Here is a 6,133-nt window from a genome sequence, read left to right as displayed (position 1 = left end):
TTGGAGAAGTGTAGGTTCGCCGACAGGAAATTGGCGGCCAGAAGGCTGTTGACGTCGGTTTCGGCAGCATTGGGGGCAAATCCGGGCCAGGCCGGGATATCCGCATAGCCGTCCGATATCACGGTCGCCTTGAAGCTGCCGACGGCGAAGCGGTAGAAGCCGTTGCCATGCATGTCGGGGAGGCTGGAAGCCTTCTCCTGCGCATGCGCCGGTCCTCCTTCTACCAGCGGGAGCGACAGGCCGGCAGCCACCGCCGACGCTGCGAATTTGAATATTCCGCGCCTTGTTGAAGCCGGTGCGCTGTCGCCTGTCGTATCATTGGGCAAGAGCTGCTCGCCTTCACGCTCGCTCAGATCAGTGTATCGAGAAATCGGCATATTCATGATTGGATCTCCAGGATGCGCCGAAATTACAGCGGTTGAAATGAAATATAACCAAGTTTAGATGATTATCTAAAGTTATGACGTAGATATTTGCTGAACATATGCAATTTACATTATGGATTTTCTCGCAGTTTCGAAAATTTACAATTATACGAAGGTGTATTCCTTTGCATCCAGGTTGTCTGAGGTGGTCGTAATTCTTGATCGCGCAGGCGATGACTGTCAGACTGGCTCGAAACGGCAGTGGTCGATCGCAGATCGCCCGAATTTCCGAGCGGCAGCAACACGAGCCCGACTGGCCGGCTGTCGGTCCTGGCGCTCATTTCCGACTTAGATCGAGTATCCCGGGGCATCCCCGCCCGGGTTGGACGTGCGCCTGCGCATCGACGTGCCCCGCGCGACTCGGTTTCGACGTCCCACATCGAGGCGGGAATATACCTGGGTCTTACAGACAGCCTGATTTCGGTCACCTAAGCTGCTGTGACGGTAGTATGGTCGTTCCCGTGCGCCGGCCCATCGTCGCCTTGTTTGTTGCGGCCGATGTCTTGTTTCGTTGTGTTGATTTGATCTGTGCACCGCTTCGATTGGTGCAGGCTTGAGGAGCATCTCCCGATATTGCGGATGGCCGTTCATCGGGACCGCTCCGCACAATGAAAACCGTGCGGCTCGCCCGGCGCGCATTCAACAACCGATGTGTCCGCCCTCAACTGATCCGCAGGGCCATCGCGATTGTAGTGCTCGTACCGAGCCTTTGCCTGACAAGGTTGAGCCTCCCGGACGCGTCGTCCGTCAGTTCCTCGATTGGACACGCCGTGAGAACTCGAACCCTGATAGCCATCGTCGATGATGATCGATCAGTGCGGGACAGCATCGAGAATTTGGTCAGGTCGCTTGGCTTGACAGCAAGAGCTTATGCATCGGCCAGCGATTATCTTCTACGCGCTCGCGACGTCGAGGTCGCTCTCCTGATCACCGATTTCCAGATGGCGGGCCTTACTGGCCTCGATCTCCTGCAGGAGATCCGGCGTAACGGAGAACTGACGCCGGTCATCTTGATCACCGGCCTAGTTCGCCCGGGAATCGCGCGACGGGCCATTGAAGCCGGCGCGCTCGCCTGTCTGAACAAGCCCATTGACGACTGCGATCTGATCGAGCTGTTCGGAAAGGCGCTGGGACCGCTTTCATAGCCTGGTTCGACAGAAAGCCGCTCATCGGCGCAGCCGATGTCTATGGGGCGGCACAAACGTCGCCGTTCACGGATGAGACCGTCGCCGCGTATCTTGGTCATCAGGCAATGTAAGCGTCATGGGCTGCAGCACCCGCCACTGCCGTTCGTTCGGGAATGGCGGGCATCCAATGATCTTGCCGACTCCCGGTTGGCTGCCGCATGGACGTCGGAGTTCGAAGCCGGCGCGCCGCCCTTGAGACTGACGATCGCCGACATGCCAGGACGCAGGGCGGTCATGCCGCTTTGCCCCGTCGCGAATGCCACGCGAACCGGGATTCGCTGAACGATCCGCGTGAAATTGCCCGTCGCATTGTCGGGAGGCAGGAGGGCGAATTGCGCACCGCTGGCTGGCGAAAGACTCTCGATATGACCGACGAATTCGACGCCGGGAGCTCCATCGATGAAGATGCTGGCAAGTGCGCCGGGCGTGATGCCCGGCAACTGGGTTTCCTTGAAGTTCGCCACGACCCAAACGTCCCGGGCGATGAAAGCGACGAGCAGCGTTCCCGCCCTCACATATTGACCGATGCGAGCCTGCCGCTCGCCGACCCAGCCATCAGCTGGCGAGCGGATGACGGTGCTCTCGAGATCGATCGCCGCGAGCCGAAGCGCTGCGCCGCCCGCTTCGATATCCGCGATCAACTGTGGTCGCTGGCTTTCGAGCACGCGGATCTGGCTCTGCGCTGCGGCGAGGTTCGCCTTCGCTTCCGCCACCTTGGCGTCTGCTTGCAGGCTATCTGCCTGGGCCTGGTCCTCCCGAGCCTTGGAAGCCCAGCCTTGGCTCGAAAGATCGTTCGCGCGGTGAAGATCGCGCTTCAGTCGATCGGATGCGGCATCGGCGCCCTGGAGGGCCGCCGTCATCTGCTGAATGACGGAGCGCTGCAGGTCGAGCCGACTGTCGAGGTTTCCGACGGCTGCCCGCCTCCCGTCCAGCGTCGCGCGCGCCTGCTCAACCCGCGCGCGGTAGTCGGCGTCATCGATCCGAAACAGGATATCGCCGGCCTTCACGGCCTGATTGTCGCTGATGCCGACGGCGACTATGTATCCCGCAATCTTGGGACTTAGCGGCGTGAGGTCTCCACGGACATAGGCGTTATCGGTCGCATTCGAGGTCCAGCTGGCCATCAGGCGTGCCGGAACGACCGTGGTGGCGGCCACGGCGAAGACGCCAGCCGAGACGGCGAGGCCGGCAAGGGAGGCCGTGACGAGCTTCATGGCGGCGGTTCCAGCTGAGTGGCTTCGTGACGTGAGAGAGGGGGGCAGCGACCAATCGCGATCACCCCGATCGCACTGACGGCGAGCGTGACGGCGACCACCAGAAACGCGTCGTTGAACGACAGCACCCACGCCTCGCGGCGGACAAGATTCGCCAGGAAACCGACGGCTCGAGCCGTCGCCTGCGCATCGTCCACCAGGCGATTGCCGAACGCTCCCACCACGGCCGCGACCCGATCCGAGTCGAGCGTGCTGTAGAGAGAGACCGCGTCGGTAATGACGTTCGAATGGAACTTCTGCCGTTCGGTTACCAGATTTGACACGAGCGCCACGCCAAGCGTCGTTCCGCCCAGCGTCGTCATGTTGAAGGCCAAGGAGGCTGTCGGCAGATCTGCCGGCTTGAGAGACCCGCCGCCGATCAGCAGATCCGGAACCAGAAACAGAAGCTGACCGATGCCGAAGACCACGAGTGTCAGTCGGAATTGGTCGGCGGCGTAGAGGCTGGTGCCATTGACGAGCAAGAATGTTCCGGCACCGCACAGGAGGAGACCCGCTCCCATCACCAGCCGCCCGTCGAGCCGGTGCAGCAGCCACCAGGCAACCGGCAGCGCAATGAGTTGCGGCATGGCCAGCCAGAGCAGGAGATTGGCGAGTTCCAGCGGCCGATAGCCCTGTACGATGCCCAGGAATTGCGGGACGAGATAGGTCGTGACGACGAAGCCTGAGCGGAAGACAAGATTGAGGGTGATCGGGATCCCAAACTTCCGGTTCAGCAACAGGCTTGGCGCGATCAGGGGCAGCGGAGAGAATGTGAGCACGAAGATGAAACCGGCCCAGGCGGCGACGCCGGCGGCCGTGCACCAAACGATCATGTCGTTCTCGAACCAGAAGCGGCGGGTCCCCTGGTTCAGCACCAAGATAGCCAAGGCCAGGGCAGTGGAAAGCAGGCCGATGGCGGCCCAGTCGGCCTTCAGGCCCTGCCAGTTCACGGGCGGTCGCGGGATGAAGGTCAGCGCAGCGCCTATCAGCATGGCGCCGAAGATCGCCTGCACGACGAAAAGCCCCTCCCATCCCAGAATGGTCTCGGCGAAGCCCGAGACAATCGGGCCGATGGTGGTTGGAAACAGCAGCACGAAGGCGAGAATCGTCATGCCGAAGGGCAGGCGCGGCCCGGTCATGGTCATGAAAACGGAGACGAATGCGATCGGACCGAACGAGCCGGCTGCCAGACCCTGCACCGCACGCAACCCGATGACGTACGGCAATGTCGGCGTCATCGCGCAGGCAAGCGCGGTGAGCGCGAATATGATCGCGTTGCTGGCCATGTAGCGGCCGAGGCCGAACGTCTTGATCAGCGTTCCCGACATGATGATGCCGGCGAAGCTCGTCATCGTGTAGACTGTCGCAACCCAGGATGCCTCATCCGGCGTCGCGCCAAGCCCTCCCTGGAGATCGGCGATGTTGGTCGGGATGAACTGTGCCGACAGATTCACCAGGAAGGAGCCGGCGAGTCCGGTCAGGAGGAGTTCGATCTTGTCCCGGCTCATCGCTGCCGGCGGCGAGACCGGAGTGCCGGCAGCGAAAACCGCGACTGGCGCCAAGGCGATTTCGTCGGCTCGGCGACCGGCAATGTCGCTCAAGGCGGTTCCCGCTCTCTGCGCTCCGATCAAGCCCGCCCTAGGCACGTTCTGACTCCCAATGGCATTTGGCCGCGAATTGTCAAAGCTTAATACTGAGGACGGTTTCGCCATTTTTCTGGCCAATCATGATATTTTTCTTTTTGGAATGGGAACTATACATTGATGTAAGCTGCCGTATTTTGCTTGGGATCGTCAGGGCGGAATCGTCGAGCGGCTGCCCCATCGACGGATCCGGGCTAGCCGCCGGCGAGCATCAGCTTCGCGACCAATTCTGGCTCATCGATCTGCAACCAATGGCCAGTCGGGACGAAATCAAGCGTCGCGTGCTTCATGTGAGCATGGAAATGCTCCGCCACGCTGGCCTTGATGTAGGGGTCAAATTCRCCCCAGATGATTTTGGCCTTTATGTCGAGCGCCTCCAGTTTGGGAATGCGGGTGGCGTTCCTCCCCAGCTCCGCAAAGAACTCTCCCGTCATCTGCGCGAATGCCGGCCCGGAACTGGGCTGGCTACGGAAGTTCCCGTCGATGACCTTGCCCAGGAACGCGTCGTAGCGTTCCCTGTATTTGTCGGGGAGACTGTTCTTGAACAGCTCGCGTTGGAGGTTGATCACCCAGCCGAACTGCGTGGGATTTCGCAACAGGGCGGTTGTGACCGCCTTCAGGCTAGTGGTCGCGAAAAGCTCAATCAGCTCAGGCCAATGGAYCGGGACCGTGTCCGAGAAACCGCAGTTCAGGATGACGAGGGACTCTGTGCTCTCCGGGTAATCGATTGCGAAGTTGATCCCCGCCGCACCAGCAGAGTCATGAACGACGGGCACGATTTTGCCCAAACCCAGGCCCACGACGACCGCCTTCAAGTCGCCGAGCTGCTGCTCGAAACTGTAGCCGGCGCCAGCCGGCTTGTCAGACTGACCAAACCCCAGGAAATCGAACGTGACAACACGCCGCCCGGCAGCGACGAGGTGGGGAACCAGATAGTCGTAAATGTGCAAATTGTCGGGAAACCCGTGCATCATGACAAATGCGGGGTCCGTGCCGGCAAATTCGCGGACATAAAGGCTACCTTCGCCGCGAGCGATGCGGTGCTCCCTGAAAGCGGGCTGGGCAGGGCCGTAATTTGCGTCGTCAGTCATGATTGTTTGTCCTTATAGTATTGCGCGACGACATGCATGGAAATAAGATTGAGTGATGTGCGTCGATACTCTAAAATCTATTTAGTCAAACTAGAAGTTGAAAATAATTCTCAGGTCGAAATCGAACTGTTATACAATAGGCCACTCATGATGAGCTTCATCATCGGCCGAGTCGTGGCAATTTGCTCATGGAATCATTCTCTGGCCATTATACGTGCGTATTGCCTTGTCAGTTTTCGGCGGGAGGCTGAGCGACGGCCGCCTGCCAGTCATTTAGCCTGATGGGGACATCCCTATCGTAGGTGCGTCGAAGTTCACGGCTCGGTTTCGTCCAGTCGACATCGTGATGGAAGGAGTGGGGCTTAGGTCCCGGACGGCGGGTGGAGGTGATCTAAACCTCAAGGGTGAACCTGTCGCCGAGGCCCTTGCCGAGTTGGGCGTGCGGTTCCTGTCGTTGATCGGCTTTGACCCGGGCGTCATCACAGATGAAGACCTCGCCCGCTCCCGCTTTGTTCAACCGTACCGGTTCAAGAA

Annotated in this window: 4 protein-coding genes and 1 pseudogene; 1 reads left to right on the top strand and 4 read right to left on the bottom strand. The window is 60.1% G+C overall.

Features of this window, described 5'->3' with window-relative positions; all coding sequences use genetic code 11:
• A pseudogene (locus tag AB4Y99_RS24445) lies at positions 1–383 on the bottom strand (hypothetical protein); the annotation flags it as partial.
• Positions 384–1,195: 812 nt separating this feature from the next.
• Between AB4Y99_RS24445 and AB4Y99_RS24440 the strand changes: the two are divergent.
• Complete coding sequence (locus tag AB4Y99_RS24440; protein ID WP_441525144.1) at positions 1,196–1,570, top strand: response regulator; 375 nt, start codon at positions 1,196–1,198, stop codon at positions 1,568–1,570.
• Positions 1,571–1,686: 116 nt separating this feature from the next.
• Here the strand turns inward: AB4Y99_RS24440 and AB4Y99_RS24435 are convergent, their stop codons facing one another.
• The 3 genes from AB4Y99_RS24435 to AB4Y99_RS24425 form a co-directional block, all read right to left on the bottom strand.
• Entirely contained in the window at positions 1,687–2,826 is a 1,140-nt protein-coding gene (locus tag AB4Y99_RS24435; protein WP_441525143.1) for an HlyD family secretion protein, read from the bottom strand.
• Entirely contained in the window at positions 2,823–4,466 is a 1,644-nt protein-coding gene (locus AB4Y99_RS24430; protein ID WP_441525142.1) for an MFS transporter, read from the bottom strand. Before AB4Y99_RS24430 ends, AB4Y99_RS24435 begins: the two co-directional genes overlap by 4 nt.
• Positions 4,467–4,702: 236 nt before the next feature.
• Positions 4,703–5,599 (bottom strand): alpha/beta fold hydrolase, encoded by an 897-nt coding sequence (locus AB4Y99_RS24425; protein ID WP_441525141.1) that lies wholly within the window; start codon positions 5,597–5,599, stop codon positions 4,703–4,705.
• Positions 5,600–6,133: the final 534 nt, after the last annotated feature.

It is taken from the genome of Allobosea sp. TAB14 (assembly GCF_052113865.1).
Taxonomy (GTDB): Bacteria; Pseudomonadota; Alphaproteobacteria; order Rhizobiales; family Beijerinckiaceae; genus Allobosea; species Allobosea spartocytisi.
The sequence above is the reverse complement of the archived record's forward strand: the minus strand, read 5'-3'. Positions and strand labels throughout refer to the sequence as shown.